Origin of the sequence: Bacteroides hominis (assembly GCF_033042785.2) — a bacterium.
GTDB classification, from domain to species: domain Bacteria; phylum Bacteroidota; class Bacteroidia; order Bacteroidales; family Bacteroidaceae; genus Bacteroides; species Bacteroides hominis.
In genome coordinates this window covers 4,497,979-4,516,859 of record NZ_CP178829.1, presented here as the reverse complement: position 1 = coordinate 4,516,859, position 18,881 = coordinate 4,497,979, and the positions used below count along the sequence as shown (strand labels likewise).

The following is an 18,881-nucleotide window of genomic DNA, read 5'->3' as shown; positions in this document are numbered from 1 at the left end:
TCTATGGGAACAAAGAAAGTGATTTATGCATGGGCGATTGGATTGCTTTGGATGATTTCATTCACTGCTTGTTCATCTTCTTCCCCAAAAGAAGTCCCGTCAGCATCCAATGCTGCCTTGGATAATATTTTTGCGCGTAAGAGTGTACGTGCTTATCTGGATAAGGAAGTAGAGAAAGAGAAAATAGACTTGATGTTACGTGCCGGTATGGCTGCTCCGTCAGGAAAAGACCTTCGTCCCTGGGAGTTTGTGCTGGTCACTGATCGGGTTGCTCTCGATTCTATGGCTTCTGCATTGCCTTATGCAAAGATGTTGACTCAGGCTCGTTATGCCATTGTTGTATGTGGTGATGTGGCCCGTTCTTCTTATTGGTATCTGGATTGTTCGGCTGCTGCGCAGAATATTCTGTTAGCTGCTGAGGCTCAGGGATTGGGTGCAGTATGGACAGCTGCTTATCCTTATGAAGACCGCATCCGGGTTGTCCGCAAGTATACGGAGCTTCCGGGAAACATAGTGCCCTTATGTGTGATTCCTTTCGGGTATCCGGCTGCTCTGCAGGAACCTAAGCAGAAATACGATGAGAAGAAGGTTCATTACGAGAAATATTAAACCGTAAATTGATTTTTCTGAAAGCTGCCCTGATAAAAAGAGGCGGCTTTTTTATTTTTGTTCCTTTTCTTTTTTTATAAATTCTGCCTTTTGTTTTTCCATTTCAATAAATTCCTTACATTTGCACCAATATTAATCGAAATCTAATACAAGAATGTTTGGAATAAGCGACTCTCTTATCATTTTGCCATATCTGCTTTCGGTAGTATGTGTGCTTTTTGCTGCCTGGTTTGGTCTTAAATATTGGAATAAAGACGACGAAAAAGATAAAACACGATGAATACATTTACACTTGGACTGATTGTGATAGCTTACCTGCTATCATTGGCTTATCTTGGTTTTTTAGGTTATAAAAAGACAACTTCCGCCAGTGATTATCTGGTAGGGGGGCGACAGATGAATCCATTTGTCATGGCACTTTCTTATGGTGCTACTTTCATATCTGCTTCTGCCATTGTCGGTTTTGGTGGGGTGGCTGCTGCCTTCGGTATGGGTATTCAGTGGCTTTGTTTTCTGAATATGTTTATCGGGGTGGTGATTGCGTTTATCTTTTTCGGCCTCCGGACACGCAGGATGGGAGCCAGACTGAATGTCAGTACATTTCCACAATTGTTGGGCAGGCATTATCGTTCACGGGGGATACAGGTGTTTGTGGCCGCAGTTATTTTTCTTGGAATGCCTTTGTATGCGGCAGTGGTAATGAAGGGAGGAGCAGTTTTTATCGAACAGATTTTTCAGATTGATTTTAATGTCTCGCTTTTGATATTCACCCTGGTGATAGCGGCCTATGTGATAGCTGGAGGAATGAAGGGGGTGATGTATACGGATGCTTTGCAGGCGGTTATTATGTTTGGCTGTATGCTGTTCTTGCTTTTTTCATTGTATCGGGTACTGGATATGGGCTTTACGGAAGCTAATCAGGCGCTGACAGATATTGCTCCTTTGGTTCCGGAGAAATTCAAAGCGTTAGGACATCAGGGATGGACTGCCATGCCTGTTACCGGTTCACCTCAATGGTATACATTGGTCACTTCTTTGATTCTGGGAGTTGGGATCGGTTGTCTTGCTCAACCTCAACTGGTGGTTCGTTTTATGACTGTAGAGAGTAGTAAACAACTGAACCGGGGAGTCCTTATCGGATGTTTTTTCCTGATTATCACCGTAGGTGCTATTTATCATGCAGGGGCACTAAGTAATCTTTTCTTTCTTAAAACCGAAGGTGTAGTGGCTACAGAAGCAGTCAAAGATATGGATAAAATTATTCCATACTTTATAAATAAAGCAATGCCGGACTGGTTTGCCGCACTTTTCATGCTTTGCATTCTTTCTGCCAGTATGTCTACACTGAGTTCACAGTTCCATACGATGGGTGCCTCGGTCGGTTCTGATATTTATGGTACTTACAAGCCTCGTTCACGTGGCAAACTGACTAATGTAATTCGTCTGGGAGTGCTGTTTTCAATATTAGTGAGTTATATCATTTGTTATATGTTGCCCAATGATATTATTGCCCGTGGAACTTCTATTTTTATGGGTATCTGTGCAGCAGCTTTCCTTCCCGCATATTTTTGTGCCTTATATTGGAAACGCGCTACCCGGCAGGGAGTGATGGCAAGCCTTTGGATAGGAACTATAGGAAGCTTATTTGCTTTAGCCTTTCTTCATCAGAAAGAAGCGGCAGCTATGGGGGTATGCAGATGGATTTTCGGTAAGGATGTGTTGATTGAAACCTATCCTTTTCCGATGATAGATCCTATATTGTTTGCATTACCATTGTCAGTGGTAGCTGTTATCATTATAAGTTTGCTGACAGGAAAAGGAAAAAAATAAAAATGCGTTGTCAAGAGTCTGCAATTTTTTTGATTGCAGACTTTAGAAGCATTTCAGCTTTTTATTTTTTTCTTGTACGATTCGTACCTCGAATTGATATCTCTCACAAAATTATATGTTTCTATTCCACGAAAATATCCGTTTTTACACACCGGATCGGTGAAGTACTCTTCATTGCTTTTCAGTAGGATGTAATTTTCTACATTATCGGTCCATACCGTTTTATTTTTGCCATATTTATCTGCCAGTGCAATAGCGTCAAAAATATGTCCCAATCCGGCATTATATGAAGCGAGGATAAATTTAATCCGCTCCTGTTTATCCGGAACTATACTCAGACTACGGTCTGTGGCTGCAATATATTTTACGGCAGCTTTGATACTTTCTTCCGGATTTTGTTCTTTTCCCGGTGGGACTCCCATTGCACGTGCGGTAGCAGGCATTAATTGCATCAATCCCTTTGCTCCCGCCCATGATACGGCAGTAGTATCGAAATTGGATTCTGTATAAGCTAAAGATGCCAGCAGGCGCCAGTCCCAGCCAATCTCTTTGGCGTATTTTTTGAATAAGTTATCGTAGTGAGAGATTTTGCCTTCTTTTAGGGACAAGATGGGAGAGTGGGGCATTGCTTTGCTGATTTCGAAATATCTTTTCATACTGGCTGTATACGCAGGTGAGGTCATATTTTCTTTATGCCATTTGTTTGCTGCTTCTGCCAGTTGCGGGCAATCTTTACGCACTGCCCATGCAGCCCGTTGGTCAAAACTGATAGAAAGGCCGGTATTCAGATTGGGATAATAAGTAGCATTCAGTTTGGCTACATCATTATCCGCAACTGTATAGGGGATTTTACCTTGTGCAACCTGAGTTATCAGATCTTCAGCGGTAATGCTGTCATTAGTTACTTTATGAATATGAATACCCCCGCCAAGCTCTTTATTCAGATTGACCAACCGCTCGTAATATTTGCCAGGTTTCACGTATATATCTTTGCCGATCAATTCGGTTACATCCTTCAGTGGTTTTATTTTTCCGGTGTTTCGCTGAACAATCACCTGGTGAGTGATCACTTCTTCACCGCAATAAATCAGACTGTCTTTTAATTCTTTGGTAATTGGAATATTATATGCGATAAGATCTCCTTCACCATTCAGCAATTTCCGGATTAATTCCGGTACATTCTTGGCAACCTCTATGCGTAATTTTACGCCTAAATTTTTAGCGAATTGTTCACTGAGCTCATACTGGAAACCCATGTCTTGCCCACGGTAAATGAAATAAGATGTTGAACTGTAAAGAGTGAGAACGACGAGTTCGCCACTATCTTTGATTTGCTCCAGATCGTGTGCCGAGGTATCTTCTGTAACGATTACCTGCTTATTACGGCAGGACAGTATACAGAAGAGCAGGAAAAAGAGAGAGTAAACTACGAGGTGCCGTTTCATGACTAACCGATGTGTTTTTTGATGTACATGGTCAATATATCGATAGCTACTTGATTGCTTCCCCCTTCAGGGACAATCAGGTCGGCATAACGCTTACAAGGTTCGATGAACTGCAAATGCATGGGTTTCAGGACGCGTGTGTATCGCTCCATTACAGCTTCTGCCGTACGGCCCCGTTCCACTACATCACGTTGGATGACGCGTATCAGCCGTTCATCCGGATCGGCATCGACGAATATTTTCAGGTCCATCATATTACGCAGTTTTTTGTCGCATAGGGCCAGGATACCTTCGATAATGACAACTTCACGTGGCTTAATATGTATTGTTTCGGGCTGACGGGTACAGGTCAGATAGGAATAGGTGGGCTGCTCAATGCACTTGCCTTCTTTCAGCATGGAAACATGTTTAGACAAAAGGCTCCACTCAAAAGCATCCGGATGATCAAAATTGATGTTCTGCCGTTCCTCCACCGGCACATGACTGCTGTCTTTATAGTATGAATCCTGTGGCAGTAATACTACTTCGCCAGCCGGCAGACTCTCAATGATTTTCCGTACGACGGTGGTCTTTCCTGAGCCTGTTCCGCCTGCTATTCCTATTATTAACATCCTTTTATAGTGTATATTTGAAACAAATAGAGTAATTTTGCAACTGTAAAAAACAACTTTGGCTGACAAATATAAAAACAAATAATTAAAATAACAACGTAATGGTAAAACACATTGTATTATTTAAGTTAAGAGACGATGTTTCTGTAGAAAAGAAACTCGTTGTGATGAATAGTTTTAAAGAGGCTATCGAAGCATTGCCTGCTAAAATCTCTGTGATCCGTAAGATTGAGGTCGGGCTGAATATGAACCCGGGGGAAACCTGGAATATTGCGTTGTATAGTGAATTTGATAATCTGGATGATGTAAAGTTCTACGCTACCCATCCCGAACATGTGGCTGCCGGTAAAATTCTGGCGGAAACGAAAGAGAGCCGGGCGTGTGTAGATTATGAATTTTAGTTATAAAAAATGATAGCTATTTAAGATTTGCCGAAAACTCAAACCCGGAAATTTGGATAGCTGTTATATTTTTAGAAACATCATAAACAATTTAAAGAATGAAAAAATTATCCTCTTTTCTGCTTTTACTGCTGGTTGTGTTTACGGCACAGGCGCAGATACAAGAGCCTGTAAAGTTTAAAACAGAGCTGAAAACCCTGTCGGGAGCTGAAGCGGAAATCGTTTTTACTGGTACGATTGATGCCGGTTGGCACGTATATTCTACCGATCTGGGTGATGGCGGCCCTATCTCTGCAACTTTTAATGTAGAGAAGATATCAGGTGCCGAAGTGGTTGGTAAATTGGCCCCGAGGGGAAAAGAAGTTTCGAGCTTTGACAAACTGTTCGAAATGAAAGTGCGTTATTTTGAAAAGACGGCCCAGTTCGTACAAAAGATAAAGTTTACTGGCAGTGATTATTCGATTGAAGGTTATCTGGAGTACGGAGCTTGTAACGATGAGAATTGCCTGCCTCCTACACAAGTCCCTTTCAAACTTTCGGGTAAGGCGGTTGCGACCTCTGCAGCTTCGGTAAAAGAGACCCCTGCAGCACCGGTTGAAGAGCCTGTTGCATCAGTTTCTGATAGTATTATAGAACCGGTAGCTACTGCTGTAACTTCTGCTGTAGGCAGCATTGATTTATGGAAGCCGGTTATTAATGATTTGAAGAAGTTCGGAGAAGCAAATTCTCAGGAAGATATGTCTTGGATCTATATCTTTATTACAGGATTCCTGGGAGGTTTGCTGGCCTTGTTTACTCCTTGTGTATGGCCTATTATACCGATGACGGTAAGCTTCTTTTTAAAAAGGAGCAAAGATAAAAAGAAAGGTATCCGTGATGCATGGACTTATGGTGCATCTATCGTTGTGATCTATGTGGCATTGGGACTTGCCATTACTTTGATATTCGGTGCCAGTGCGTTGAATGCTCTTTCTACCAATGCGGTCTTCAATATTCTGTTCTGTCTGATGTTGATCGTATTTGCCGCCTCTTTCTTTGGAGCTTTCGAACTGACACTTCCTGCAAAATGGAGTACGGCTGTAGATAGTAAAGCAGAAGCTACCAGCGGATTACTGAGTATTTTCTTGATGGCATTTACATTATCGCTTGTATCTTTCTCTTGTACAGGCCCTATTATCGGATTCCTGTTAGTACAGGTTTCTACTACCGGCAGCGTAGTTGCTCCTGCGATTGGTATGCTCGGTTTTGCCATTGCGCTGGCTCTGCCGTTCACTTTATTCGCCTTATTCCCGTCTTGGCTGAAATCAATGCCTAAGTCAGGAGGCTGGATGAATGTGATTAAAGTAACATTGGGCTTTTTGGAATTGGCTTTTGCTCTAAAATTCCTGTCTGTTGCCGATTTGGCATATGGATGGAGAATTCTGGATCGTGAAACTTTCCTTGCTTTGTGGATTGTGATTTTTGCTTTGCTTGGTTTTTATCTGTTAGGCAAGATCAAGTTTCCACACGATGACGATGATACGAAAGTGAGCGTTCCTCGTTTTTTCATGGCACTGATCTCTTTGGCTTTTGCCATTTATATGATTCCGGGCCTGTGGGGAGCACCTTTGAAGGCTGTCAGTGCGTTTGCACCACCTATGAAGACTCAGGACTTTAATCTTTATACCAATGAGGTACATGCTAAGTTCGACGATTATGACTTGGGTATGGAATATGCCCGCCAGCATAACAAACCGGTGATGCTCGATTTTACAGGATATGGTTGTGTGAACTGTCGTAAGATGGAGCTTGCCGTATGGACTGATCCGAAGGTAAGTAGCATTATCAATAATGATTATGTATTGATTACCCTTTATGTTGATAACAAGACTCCACTTACCGAACCGGTGAAGATTACAGAGAATGGAACAGAACGTACTCTGCGTACGGTAGGTGATAAATGGAGTTATCTGCAGCGTGTGAAATTTGGTGCCAATGCCCAGCCTTTTTATGTTCTGATTGATAATGAAGGTAAGCCGCTGAACAAGTCATATGCTTATGATGAAGATATATCCAAGTATATAGACTTCTTGCAGACCGGACTTGAGAACTACCGGAAAGAAAAATAAATAGTGTGTTCAATGAATGAAAAGAAAGGCTGCCTTCGCATAAAGCGGGGCAGCCTTTCTTATGTTTTATTATTGCTTTATCGCATTGGTACTTCCATTAACAATAAAGTTGCTTCCTGGATTACCTCCACTTTAAAGTTTTTCGTATCCCAGAGTCCGATACCGTCACGCTTTGATAACAGATTATCTGCAACCTTCACATCCCCTTCGATGATGAAGATATAAACTCCGTTACCTTCTTGGTGCAATTTGTATTCAAAGCTTTTTCCGGCATCAAATGTTCCCATGGAAAACCAGGCATCTTGTTTGATGGAAGCAGGTACCTTACCGTCAGGCGAGATAATCAAGACCGGTTCGTTTCTTTTCAGTAAGGGGCGGATATCGTAGTTGTTATATTCCGGTTCTGTATTCTCGATTCTCGGAAATATCCATATTTGTAGGAATTCTAACTGTTCTTTATCGCTGCCATTATATTCGCTGTGAAAGATACCTTTACCCGTACTCATTACTTGGATATCGCCGGGAGTGATGGTTTGGGTGTTTTTTACACTGTCACCATGTCTCAGATAACCTTTCAAGGGAATAGAAATCACTTCCATATTCTGGTGAGGATGTGTATCAAATCCCATTGATGGAGCTACACTGTCATCATTCAGCACCCTCAATGCGCCAAAATGCATTCTCGATGGGTTGTAATAGTTTGCAAAGCTAAATGTATGGTAGGTTTTAAGCCAGCCATGATTGAAATAACCTCTGGAGGAGGATTTGTCTACTACTGTTTTCATATTTTTCCTTTCTTCAATAGAATATCCGTATAACAAATGAATGATAGATAAAGTTCTGGTAGCGAGAATTGTGCATTTTACAAAAAGATTTATATCTTTGAGCAATTTAAAACAGAAAAGTATGAAAAAGATTATTAATCCTTGGAAGGGAATGGAAGGATATAATTGCTTTGGTTGTGCTCCCAACAATGAAGCCGGTGTGAAAATGGAATTTTATGAAGAGGATGATGAAGTGATAAGTATCTGGCGTCCGCGTCCCGAATACCAAGGATGGATTGATACGTTGCATGGAGGCATTCAGGCGGTACTTCTCGATGAAATCTGTGCCTGGGTGGTTCTCCGGAAGTTACAGACGACAGGAGTGACATCGAAAATGGAAACTCGCTATCGTAAGTCGATCAATACTAATGATTCGCATGTAGTACTCAAGGCACATATTAAAGAGGTGAAACGCAATATTGTACTGATAGAGGCACGTCTTTATAACAAAAATGGAGAATTGTGTACGGAAGCGATCTGCACTTATTTCACTTTTCCGAAGGAAAAAGCTAAAGAAGAGATGCACTTTTTATCATGTGGAGTAGAAGATGAAGAGATACTCCCTTTGATTTGAAAGAAAAACGGAAGTTTTTCTGATAATTGTTTGGTGATTCGGAACTAATAGTTTATTTTTGTCGCATAAAGAATGAAGATATGAACATTACTATTACACATCGCCATCATCATTACTCGATCGAATAACTCGGTGGGCAGGATGATATTGTGTATATATATGATAGAATACGAGGCTTACCGATAAGGTGGGCCTTTTTTATTTTCCGGATATTGAATTTAAATTGTAAATTAAGATATTGTAATTATGTTAAGAATCGCAGTACAAGCCAAGGGGCGCCTTTTTGAAGAAACGATGGCCCTTCTTGAAGAATCAGACATCAAACTGAGCACAACTAAACGTACTTTACTCGTACAGTCGTCTAATTTTCCAATTGAGGTGCTTTTCCTCCGTGATGACGATATTCCACAATCTGTGGCTACGGGAGTTGCTGATCTTGGTATAGTGGGAGAAAATGAATTCGTAGAAAAACAAGAAGACGCAGAAATTATTAAGCGTCTTGGATTCAGCAAATGTCGTTTATCTCTGGCTATGCCCAAAGATATTGAATATCCCGGTCTAAGTTGGTTTAATGGAAAGAAAATTGCTACTTCATATCCGGGAATTCTGGATAATTTTATGAAAAGTAATGGAGTTAAAGCCGAGGTTCATGTCATTACCGGATCTGTAGAGGTTGCTCCAGGCATCGGACTGGCGGATGCTATTTTTGATATTGTCAGTTCCGGTTCTACGTTGGTCAGCAATCGTCTGAAAGAAGTGGAGGTCGTGATGAAGTCGGAAGCTCTGCTGATAGGCAATAAGAATATGAGTAAAGAGAAGAAAGAGGTATTGGACGAATTGCTTTTCCGTATGGATGCCGTGAAAACAGCCGAAGATAAAAAATATGTATTGATGAATGCACCTAAAGATAAGCTGGACGATATTATTGCCGTATTGCCGGGGATGAAGAGTCCTACCGTAATGCCATTGGCACAGGAAGGCTGGTGTTCTGTGCATACAGTACTTGATGAAAAACGATTTTGGGAGATTATAGGTAAACTGAAAGCACTGGGAGCAGAGGGAATTTTAGTATTGCCTATTGAAAAGATGATTATTTAGGCGAGTCTGTTTGTTGAACTTTTAATTAAAAAATAATGAAACTGATTAAATACCCCGATAGATCGCAGTGGGATGAAATTCTGAAGCGGCCCGTACTCAACACAGAAAGCCTTTTTGATACTGTACGTGATATTATTAATCGTGTAAGAGTTGGTGGAGACCGGACGGTGATGGAGTATGAAGCTATGTTTGATAAAGCCGAACTCACTTCACTGGCCGTTACACTCGAAGAGATTGAAGAAGCTGAAAAAGAGGTTCCTATAGAATTGAAAGCTGCCATTTATCTGGCTAAACGCAATATTGAAGCTTTCCATGCTGCACAGCGTTTTGAGGGAAAAAAGGTAGATACTATGGAAGGGGTTACTTGTTGGCAGAAGGCAGTAGCCATTGAAAAGGTCGGCTTATATATCCCCGGAGGAACGGCTCCTTTATTCTCTACCGTGCTTATGCTTGCAATTCCTGCCAAGATTGCCGGCTGCAAAGAGATTGTACTTTGCACACCACCTGACAAAAATGGGAAAGTGCATCCGGCAATCCTTTTTGCTGCCCATCTGGCCGGAGTCAGCAAAATATTTAAGGCGGGTGGAGTACAGGCCATTGCTTCCATGGCATACGGAACAGAGAGTATTCCTAAGGTTTATAAGATATTTGGTCCGGGAAACCAGTATGTTACAGCAGCCAAACAACTTGTCAGTTTGAGGGATGTAGCCATTGATATGCCAGCCGGACCTTCAGAAGTAGAAGTGCTGGCTGACGAATCTGCTAATCCAGTGTTTGTTGCCGCTGATCTTCTGTCTCAGGCGGAACATGGAGTGGATAGTCAGGCTGTGTTGATTACGACGTCTGAAAAATTGCAAACGGAAGTCGTATATGAAGTTGAGCGACAGTTGGGCTATCTGAACCGTCGCGACATTGCCGAGAAATCTTTGGCCAACAGTAAGTTGATATTAGTGAAGGATATGGATGAGGCGCTGGAATTGACTAATGCTTATGCGCCAGAACATCTGATTATTGAGACTAAGAATTACATGGAAGTATCCGGACGGATCATTAATGCCGGTTCTGTATTCTTGGGAGCCTTCTCTCCCGAAAGTGCAGGTGATTATGCTTCGGGAACTAATCATACCCTGCCAACGAATGGTTATGCCAAAGCTTATAGTGGGGTAAGTCTCGACAGTTTCATCCGTAAAATTACCTTTCAGGAGATACTCCCTGATGGAATGGCTGCTATTGGTCCGGCTATCGAAGTAATGGCTGCAAATGAACATTTGGATGCACACAAAAATGCAGTAACCGTTAGATTAAAGGAGATAAGAAAATGAGAACATTGCAAGAATTAACCCGGTCGAATATCTGGAGGCTAAAACCTTATTCTTCGGCTCGTGACGAATATAACGGAGCGGCTGCATCCGTCTTTTTGGATGCTAACGAGAATCCCTATAACTTACCGCACAATCGTTATCCCGATCCGATGCAGCGGGATCTGAAATCGGAGTTATCCAAAATCAAAAAAGTACCTCCCGCCCATATATTTCTCGGGAATGGCAGTGATGAAGCTATCGACCTGGTATTCCGTGCTTTCTGTGAACCGGGTGAAGATAACGTAGTAGCCATTGATCCTACATACGGCATGTATCAGGTTTGTGCCGATGTCAATGATGTGGAATATCGCAAAGTGTTACTCCACGATGATTTCCAGTTTTCGGCTGAAGAGTTGTTGGCGGCGGCGGATGAACGGACAAAGATGATTTTTATTTGTTCTCCTAATAATCCCACGGGAAATGATCTGCTTCGTTCTGAGATAGTAAAGGTCATTGGCGGATTCGAAGGATTGGTTATTTGGGATGAAGCTTACAATGACTTCTCTGACCAACCGTCATTCCTATCCGAGTTGGATAAATATCCGAATCTGGTTGTCTTACAGACCTTTTCCAAGGCATTTGGGTGCGCAGCCATTCGTTTGGGAATGGCCTTTGCTTCCGAAGGGATTATCGCAATCCTGAACAAAATTAAATATCCGTATAATGTGAATCAGTTGACCCAGCAGCAAGCTATAGAGATGCTTCACAAATATTACGAGATAGAACGTTGGGTAAAAACGTTGAAAGAGGAGAGGGGATATCTGGAAGAAGCTTTTATTGAGCTGCCTTGCGTGTTACAGGTGTTTCCGTCGAATGCGAATTTTTTCCTGGCGCGTGTAACCGATGCGGTGAAGATTTATAACTACCTGGTGGGAGAGGGAATTATTGTACGTAACAGAAATTCCATTTCATTGTGTGGTAATTGTCTTCGTGTAACTGTAGGTACACGGGCTGAGAATGCCAGACTGATTGGAGCACTGAAAAAATATCAATAGGAAAAATGAAAAAAAAAGTACTGTTTATAGACCGTGATGGCACTCTTGTCATCGAACCTCCCATCGACTATCAACTCGATTCTTTGGAGAAGCTTGAGTTTTATCCTAAAGTCTTTCGTAATCTGGGATTTATCCATAGTAAACTCGACTTTGAATTTGTTATGGTGACCAACCAGGATGGACTGGGTACTTCTTCTTTTCCGGAGGAGACATTCTGGCCGGCCCACAATCTGATGCTGAAAACTTTAGAGGGAGAAGGTATTACGTTCGATGATATATTGATAGACCGTAGTATGCCGGCAGATCATGCACCTACGAGGAAGCCGCGTACCGGTATGCTGACTAAATACATTTCTAATCCGGAATATGATCTGGAAGGCAGTTTTGTCATAGGTGACCGTCCGACAGATGTCGAACTTGCCAAAAATTTAGGTTGCCGTGCTATCTATCTTCAGGAGAACACTGACTTATTGAAAGAAAAGGGATTAGAATCCTACTGTGTCCTTGCTACTACAGACTGGGACCGGATAACTGAATTTCTTTTTGCAGGAGAACGAAAAGCAGAAGTGCATCGTACGACAAAGGAAACGGATATTTGGGTAGCTCTCAACTTGGATGGTAATGGTGCCTGTGAAATTTCTACCGGATTGGGCTTTTTCGACCACATGCTTGAGCAGATCGGTAAGCACTCCGGCATGGATCTGAGCATTCGGGTGAAGGGTGATCTGGAGGTAGACGAGCATCATACCATAGAGGATACGGCCATAGCTTTGGGCGATTGTATTTATCAGGCGCTGGGCAGTAAACGTGGAATTGAACGTTATGGCTATGCTTTACCCATGGATGATTGCCTTTGCCAGGTATGCCTTGATTTCGGAGGTCGTCCTTGGTTAGTATGGGATGCCGAATTCAAACGTGAAAAAATAGGAGAGATGCCCACTGAGATGTTTCTACACTTTTTTAAGTCGTTGAGCGATGCTGCCAAGATGAATTTGAATGTCAAAGCCGAGGGACAGAATGAACATCATAAGATAGAAGGTATTTTCAAAGCTTTGGCCCGTGCACTGAAAATGGCATTGAAACGGGATATTTATCATTTTGAATTGCCATCCAGTAAAGGGGTACTGTAAAGAATTAAGGATTATCTTTGCTTTTTTAATTATAAATCCCCCTTTTGTAATAAATGCACGTTTATTATAAAAGGGGGATTTATGAATAACTCTGTAACTTTCCTTATAGAACGTTTTGTGTAAGCTGAAAAAGAAGGATCTCTATTTCTTTTTCACGAACGAGTCCGGATAGGTGCAGACATTTAGCTTTTCCGTATTTTCTTTCTCACGAAGCCAAGTGTCGAATTCCCGTTTACCTTCTTTAAGAACGATCATACGGCTGCCGGGTGTTTTGTCACCATAAGTGTTTTTACCGCCCGAAGCGCGTCCGTACCCCAAAGCGATATTGTAAAGTGTAGCGATGTAGTCGTTCACATGGTCATGACCGGCAAAAATTCCCATCACATCACCGCATTCCAGCATTTGGGTAAACATTCCGCTATTTATGTTTGGGCTGCATTCTTTCTCGTTGCGGTCGCCGTATCGTTTGGTATCAAATGACTCCCATGCCTGAGTATATTCCGGCAATGGAATATGGAGGAAAGCTAATGCGGGCAGAGGTTGTCCTCCGTTCTGCTCGGTATATTTTTGGCTTTCACGGGTATACCAGTTGATTTGTGATTGTCCGATCCAATCGTATCCTTTCACTGTTTTGAGTTTTGAGTAGGCATTCGTGTCCAGACAGTAGAGCAGTGCAGCTACTTTTTTGTTATCTGCCGAACCATAGATTGGGATAATGTGATTACCTTCTCCCTTAATACCTTCAGCGATGTTTTTTATCATACAATAAGGTTGTTGCTGGATGATACGTATAATCTCATCCCGTTTTACTGCATATTCATCATCGTGGTTACCCAAGACGGCAGTCCAGGGGAGCTGGCGAGTGGCGAGTTCGCCGGCTATGGCTTCCCATGCCTGGCTGACCTCGTCCATCGTGGTAATGTCTCCTGTGAAAACCACAAGATCCGGCTTTTCAGAGTCAAGTACTTCTTTTATCATGTCTGCTACAATCATGTTTTTTTCCTGGTCATGTCCCAGGTGCATATCGGTAAACTGTGCAATCTTGAATTCTCCGTTCTTATTGAAGTTTATTTTTTCTGGAGCCTGTTGTGCCTGTCCGCATAAGCTTGCCAGTAGCAGTGCACTGCTTAGAATTATTTTTTTCATCGTTATAACTTTTTTGAATTTGGGTTAGTCTTTTTTTTGCCACCAGGTGGTTTGATTGATTTTATCATTTCCTGTACCAAACTGCCGCATGATGGCCGCTTCTACGTTAGCTCCGTTGTTGTCGTACTCACCTTGCGGATACATCCAACGTTTAGGGATCTCTGTTCCGGCAGGCCGGCGGAAGTCCGGGTAACCGGTGCGCAATTGTTCGTAGAAAGAATCCCAGTTGCCTTGATAGAAGGTTACAAGGTACTTTTGCATAATGATGCGCTCTATCTGTTCGTCTACGTTGGCAGCTTTGCCGAAGGCGACCAAAGGTTCCTGTAAGTATCGGTTGACCGCATCGGCATTGAGATAAGAGGCGTAGGCTTTGGCATGTGTTTCATAAAAGGAGAAAGAGGCACGGATACCATTCTCATAATATGTTTGCGCATTGCCATTGATCCATCCTCGTACGACAGCTTCGGCGAGAATCTGTTGCAGTTCTGCATACCCCATTAACATGGTTGGTTCTACAATAGGGTCTGTGCGGAAACGGTCATTGATAGGTGATATGGTTCCTTCACTTACTTTAATGATAGCATCACTGTAAGGAGCTGCCGGGTCACCTCCTTCGTAAGAGCTGAAATCGTCGATGGCCTTTCCTTCAGTCTTTCCTTTATTGGTTTGTGCGCTGAAGATAAAAAGCCGTGGATCCCGACGTTCACGCATTCGTTGGATAAAAGTATCATCCATGTAATAGCCGGACCATTGTGCGTTAAATTGAGGGTATCGATTCCCTTGTTGATCCAGATAAACCAGCTGCCCGTTGTCGGTCAGGCTTTCCATTAGTGGGCTGCCTGTTGCAATGGCCTTGAATTCGGAGGCAATATTAAGATTCCCCACAGTCGTATGGTTCGAAAGAGTCATCAGTACTTTCAACCGGAAAGAATTGATCAGCTTTCTCCATTGATTGCCATTACCATTGTAAATAATATCACCATCAATTACAGAGGCGTCATTTGCCAGTATTTCATCTGCCTCTTTCAGTTCTTGAAGGATGCCCGTGAAAACATCTTCCTGAGTATCGTATTCAGGAGTATAGATCTCTTCTTTTTCTCCTTTTAAGGCTTGGCGGTAAGGAATGTCCCCAAAGCGTAAGGTCAGTTCGTAGAAGTAATAGGCACGGAAGAATTTGGTAAGCGCCGTATATACCGGAGCGTTCACACGTTCGGCTTCTTCACCCATTTTTTGTACATTTCTCAGGTTATCGTAGTAGCCAAAGCTTCCCCGTGTCCATTTGTAGTATTGGTCGGCACTTTCTCCGTCAGTCTGAATCACTTTTTTAGTAGCATACATTCCGTCGGTTCCTCTTTTGAATGCATTCATACTGATTTGTGTCAGCAAAAGTTTGGGATGGGTTTGAGTGGCGTTGTCCGGATCTATATTTATCTTTTCCAAGTTTCCGCAGGATACGCACATCCATATGGATGCCATAAATAATAATATCTTTTTCATTTTATAAATTCTTATTGGTTTCATAACATGTTTAGAATTTTATGTTGACTCCCATACCGATATAGCGTGCAGTAGGATCGTTGGCCCCTCCGTCATTGCTGTCTCCCGTATAGTCAGGATCGACGAAAGGAACTTTCTTCCATACAGCAAGATTGTTGCCGAAGATTGTGGCAGTCAGTCCTTTCACGGGACTTTGTTTTGAAAGTAATTTAGTGAAGTTGTAGGTCAGGGCTACTCGGCGCAATTTAATGTAACTACGGTCGAATACATTGGCAAACTTCGCATTCTCTTTGGATGACACATAAGCCTGATAAGGGTAATTCTGACACCATTGCTGCCAATCGACGGCTGTTGTATTACGTCTGTATGTACGGGTATCCGAGATGACATTTCCGTCAATGTCACGTTTCAGTTCACCTCCGGTTACCACTACACCGTTGGGCACATATACCGGATGTCCGGCTGCGTATTGTGCATCTCTGTATTCAACAGACTCCGGATGTTTACCACCCCACCATAACTTTTCGCTCAGTACGGAATAGATGACTCCTTTGTACGCACCATCCAGATCGACAGACAGGGTGAAGTCTTTATAACGGAACGTATTCTGCATACCCATACGGAAGTTGGGGTCCAGATGTCCCAGATATTGTTTGTAGGCGTCTTTGGTCGGCATGCCATTTTCATCGAGAATCAGTTCTCCATCAGCACTTTTTTGCCATTGTGAACCGTAGAATGCGTCGGCACGGTCGCCTACTTTCAAGTCACCGAATTTTTTTTGTCCACCATATATTTCTGTCAGCTTCTTTATGCTTTTGCTCCAGTTCAGGGCAAATTCCCATTGGAAATCTCTATTTTGGATTGCCTGTACGTTTGCCATGATTTCCCATCCGTTAGTGGTATATTGATTACCGTTCACTTTACGGCTGGTGAAACCCGAAGCATTCGATATGTTCAGGTCGATGATCTGGTTCTCGTCAATCGTGTGATAATATGTCAGGTCGAAGGAGAGACGGTTCCGGAAAAAAGAAGTTGATAAACCTGCTTCCCAAGAGGTCGTTTTCTGGGGTTTGATGTAATAGTTCACCAGAGACGAGGGATAGGAGATAGACGGGTTTGAACCATAGTTGGTATCTTTAGTGTAGGTAGATATAATCTGGTATGGAGACAAGTCGGTAGAAACGACTGCCCATGAGCCATACATTTTAAGATAATCCATGAATGTAGGTAGTTTGACATATTCAGACACCATTGTACTGATTGCTACGGAAGGATAAAAGTAAGAATTGCTGCCTTTTGCGAGAGTGGATGACCAGTCATTACGTCCCGTCAGGGTCAGGTAAGCATATTTATAAAGGTCGAGGTTGACAGAGCCATAAATACTGCGGATGGATTTCTCGTTCCGGTTGGCATCGGTAATGGATGGTCCTTGGGTGTTTTTGATACTGTATACGAAAGGAACGATCAAACCGTCGGTAGACTGGTACTCTTGACGGTAATTTCGGTAAAATACAGAGCTACCCGCATTCAGTGTAAAAAGAATATCGGGAGTAAGGTCTTGTGTATAGGTAGCCAGTATATCAGCATCCACATTGGTCTGGTGGTCATTCCAGACTTTGTAGTCGCCTTCACGTGAGTCACCATAGTTCATGTAAGTTTTGGGAACTTTCATTTCCTGTAGAATTGTCTTCTGACGTAAGGCTGCGCGTCCCTGAATGTTCAGGTTGGGCAGGAGTTGATAATTGAGACGTAGTTGACCGTTCACTACATCACGGTTTTCCGACTGCTGAAGCTCTTCGGCGGCAAAATAAGGGTTGTTGTACCATGCGTAGTTATAGCTGGCCTGGCGATATCCCTCCTGTCCCGGAACATATTTATGTTTACGGAGTTCTTTACCGTTCACATCGTCTCCCATCCATACAACAATGGTGTACATATGGTTTTTAGGTCCGTATCCATAGCGTGGATAGCTTGGAGAAACCACCTTGTTATACGCCAGATTGGCGTCAAGTTGCAGGTTTTGAGCAAGATCGAAAGTGGAGTTGAAGTTGACCCCTCCGCTGTGCATTTGTGTAGAGGGTACCTGTCCTTTTTGATAAGCATACTGTCCGGTTACAAAGTAGCGTGCTTTCTCTCCTTTATAGGCGATAGAGATGTTGTTGTTGGTTACTAATCCTGTTTGCAGGAAGTCTTTCAGGTTATCATGAGATACCCAGTCGATAGGAACTCGTTCGTAGCGTGATTTGTCATCATATTGAGTCCCTTTCACATCTCCCCACCAAGGAATTTCTTTCCCGGTCACTTTGTCTCGGATGGGGCTATTCCATTGGGCTACTTTGGTCCCGACGTTTAGTTTGGGACCCCATGTCATATCACCATCTGAGATACCACCGTCGGCACCGTCCCAAAATTCGTATTTGCCGTTCGAACCACTACCATATTGATGCTGTGTTTCGGGTAATACGGCAAAACCGGCAGTAATCATATTGTTGGTGGAAAAGTTGATTTCCAACCCTTCTTTCTTGGCTGTTTTGCTGGTAATTAAGATAGCTCCGTTTTTTCCGCGTGAACCATATAACGCCGAAGCTGCTGTACCTTTCAACACGTTGACACTTTCGATGTTCTCACTCGATATATCGAAAAAGTCCGTTTCTACCGGAACACCGTCTAATACAATCAAAGGAGTATTACCGCGTAATTTGAAACTTGGTGCCTGAAAAATACCGGTCGGATTGGCTACCAATAAGCCGGCTACTTGCCCGGAAAGTGCAGAACCGACATTCAGGCTGGGAGTTGCATTCAACACGTCACTGTTGATTTGCTGGGTGGTGTAACCGATCTTTTTCTTTTGTTGTTTGATACCGATAGCAGTTACTACTACTTCATCTATAGCCTGTACATCGTCTGTCAGTTCAACGTTGATCATAGGATTATTGCTTTTCACTTCTTTTTCTACCGTATTGTATCCGACGAAAGAGAAAGTCAGGATATCACCTATGGAGGCCTCGAGACGGTAACGTCCGTCTATGTCGGTGACCGTACCGTTCGTTGAGTTTTTTACCATGATTGTGGCACCGATTACCGGTCCCATTTTGTCTGTTACTGTTCCTGTTACTTTGATTGTCTGTGCAAAAGCAAGTGATGTGCACAAAAACATACAACAAAGAAACAGATAAAATTTACTGTTCATAAGTTATGTACTAATTTAGTGTTTGGGCATAGCAGATGCCGGGACAAGAGATTTACCATTGT

General features: G+C 42.7%; 16 protein-coding genes. 10 read left to right on the top strand and 6 right to left on the bottom strand.

Going from position 1 to position 18,881, the window contains the following annotated elements; translation table 11 throughout:
• Positions 1-3: 3 nt before the first annotated feature.
• The 3 genes from R3O62_RS19135 to R3O62_RS19125 all read left to right on the top strand — a co-directional run bounded on the left by R3O62_RS19135 (position 4) and on the right by R3O62_RS19125 (position 2,439).
• Entirely contained in the window at positions 4-609 is a 606-nt protein-coding gene (locus R3O62_RS19135) for a nitroreductase family protein (protein ID WP_005807467.1), read from the top strand.
• Between the two features lie 154 nt (positions 610-763).
• Positions 764-889 (top strand): symporter small accessory protein, encoded by a 126-nt coding sequence (locus R3O62_RS19130; RefSeq protein ID WP_005780350.1) that lies wholly within the window; start codon positions 764-766, stop codon positions 887-889.
• A complete protein-coding gene (locus R3O62_RS19125) occupies positions 886-2,439 on the top strand; it encodes a sodium:solute symporter family protein (protein ID WP_032540757.1) in 1,554 nt (517 codons plus the stop codon). Before R3O62_RS19130 ends, R3O62_RS19125 begins: the two co-directional genes overlap by 4 nt.
• 53 nt (positions 2,440-2,492) lie before the next feature.
• Here the strand turns inward: R3O62_RS19125 and R3O62_RS19120 are convergent, their stop codons facing one another.
• On the bottom strand, positions 2,493-3,884 hold the full coding sequence (locus R3O62_RS19120; RefSeq protein WP_186992794.1) for a transglycosylase SLT domain-containing protein: 1,392 nt from the start codon (positions 3,882-3,884) through the stop codon (positions 2,493-2,495).
• A gap of 2 nt (positions 3,885-3,886) precedes the next feature.
• Positions 3,887-4,495: a uridine kinase gene (udk, locus tag R3O62_RS19115; protein ID WP_005807461.1), complete on the bottom strand. Its 609-nt coding sequence runs from the start codon at positions 4,493-4,495 to the stop codon at positions 3,887-3,889.
• 101 nt (positions 4,496-4,596) lie between these two features.
• On the opposite strand from udk, the gene R3O62_RS19110 reads away from it, so the two are divergent.
• Positions 4,597-4,896, top strand: coding sequence for a Dabb family protein (locus R3O62_RS19110; RefSeq protein ID WP_005780342.1), 300 nt, complete (start codon positions 4,597-4,599; stop codon positions 4,894-4,896).
• A 98-nt stretch (positions 4,897-4,994) separates the two neighbouring features.
• Positions 4,995-7,004 carry a protein-disulfide reductase DsbD family protein gene (locus R3O62_RS19105; RefSeq protein WP_005807459.1) on the top strand — a complete coding sequence of 670 codons (2,010 nt, stop codon included), beginning with the start codon at positions 4,995-4,997 and terminating at the stop codon, positions 7,002-7,004.
• A 77-nt stretch (positions 7,005-7,081) separates the two neighbouring features.
• Here the strand turns inward: R3O62_RS19105 and R3O62_RS19100 are convergent, their stop codons facing one another.
• Positions 7,082-7,789: a pirin family protein gene (locus tag R3O62_RS19100; RefSeq protein ID WP_186992793.1), complete on the bottom strand. Its 708-nt coding sequence runs from the start codon at positions 7,787-7,789 to the stop codon at positions 7,082-7,084.
• A gap of 121 nt (positions 7,790-7,910) precedes the next feature.
• On the opposite strand from R3O62_RS19100, the gene R3O62_RS19095 reads away from it, so the two are divergent.
• The 5 genes from R3O62_RS19095 (at position 7,911) to hisB (ending at position 12,986) form a co-directional block, all read left to right on the top strand.
• The gene (locus tag R3O62_RS19095; RefSeq protein WP_005780335.1) at positions 7,911-8,402 is read left to right on the top strand and encodes a PaaI family thioesterase; all 492 of its coding nucleotides are present in this window, start codon (positions 7,911-7,913) and stop codon (positions 8,400-8,402) included.
• 246 nt (positions 8,403-8,648) lie between these two features.
• On the top strand, positions 8,649-9,500 hold the full coding sequence (gene hisG, locus R3O62_RS19090; protein WP_005807457.1) for an ATP phosphoribosyltransferase: 852 nt from the start codon (positions 8,649-8,651) through the stop codon (positions 9,498-9,500).
• 35 nt (positions 9,501-9,535) lie between these two features.
• Positions 9,536-10,822 carry a histidinol dehydrogenase gene (hisD, locus tag R3O62_RS19085; RefSeq protein WP_032540763.1) on the top strand — a complete coding sequence of 429 codons (1,287 nt, stop codon included), beginning with the start codon at positions 9,536-9,538 and terminating at the stop codon, positions 10,820-10,822.
• Positions 10,819-11,856 (top strand): histidinol-phosphate transaminase, encoded by a 1,038-nt coding sequence (hisC, locus tag R3O62_RS19080; protein ID WP_317472797.1) that lies wholly within the window; start codon positions 10,819-10,821, stop codon positions 11,854-11,856. Before hisD ends, hisC begins: the two co-directional genes overlap by 4 nt.
• A 5-nt stretch (positions 11,857-11,861) precedes the next feature.
• Positions 11,862-12,986 carry a bifunctional histidinol-phosphatase/imidazoleglycerol-phosphate dehydratase HisB gene (hisB, locus tag R3O62_RS19075; protein ID WP_005807455.1) on the top strand — a complete coding sequence of 375 codons (1,125 nt, stop codon included), beginning with the start codon at positions 11,862-11,864 and terminating at the stop codon, positions 12,984-12,986.
• Between the two features lie 141 nt (positions 12,987-13,127).
• Here hisB and R3O62_RS19070 read toward each other — a convergent pair whose 3' ends face one another.
• From R3O62_RS19070 to R3O62_RS19060, 3 genes are read right to left on the bottom strand one after another with little or no spacing between them, the layout of a single operon-like run.
• Positions 13,128-14,132 carry a metallophosphoesterase family protein gene (locus R3O62_RS19070; RefSeq protein ID WP_005780325.1) on the bottom strand — a complete coding sequence of 335 codons (1,005 nt, stop codon included), beginning with the start codon at positions 14,130-14,132 and terminating at the stop codon, positions 13,128-13,130.
• Between the two features lie 24 nt (positions 14,133-14,156).
• Positions 14,157-15,629, bottom strand: a complete 1,473-nt coding sequence (locus tag R3O62_RS19065; protein ID WP_317472796.1) for a SusD/RagB family nutrient-binding outer membrane lipoprotein — start codon at positions 15,627-15,629, stop codon at positions 14,157-14,159.
• Positions 15,630-15,660: 31 nt separating this feature from the next.
• A complete protein-coding gene (locus tag R3O62_RS19060) occupies positions 15,661-18,819 on the bottom strand; it encodes a SusC/RagA family TonB-linked outer membrane protein (protein WP_005780320.1) in 3,159 nt (1,052 codons plus the stop codon).
• Positions 18,820-18,881: the final 62 nt, after the last annotated feature.